We start from the raw sequence: 266 nt of genomic DNA, 5'->3' as shown, positions 1-266 counted from the left end.
CTGCTGATATTCTCACTGAAACTCAATCTCGTACAACTCACCAGAACCTCACAAATGCTTTGGAAGTAGCGAAAGCTCACCAATTAAACAAGTTTCTTATTGTTAGCGATCCATTGCACATGAAACGAGCAGTATTGATGGCGCGAAATTTAGGAATGGATGCACATTCGTCTCCCACACCGACTACCCGCTATCGCAGTTTTCACAGTCAAATGGAGTTTTTGAGCCGAGAAACTTATTTTTACTTTGTCTACTTAGTGTTTAAA

General features: G+C 40.6%; 1 protein-coding gene. It reads left to right on the top strand.

Features of this window, described 5'->3' with window-relative positions:
- A partial coding sequence (locus ABF638_RS38485) for a YdcF family protein (protein WP_435027969.1) occupies positions 1-266 on the top strand: 266 nt, incomplete at both ends.

The organism is Nostoc sp. CALU 1950 (assembly GCF_051172895.1).
Taxonomy (GTDB): Bacteria; Cyanobacteriota; Cyanobacteriia; order Cyanobacteriales; family Nostocaceae; genus Nostoc; species Nostoc edaphicum_A.
The sequence above is the reverse complement of the archived record's forward strand: the minus strand, read 5'-3'. Positions and strand labels throughout refer to the sequence as shown.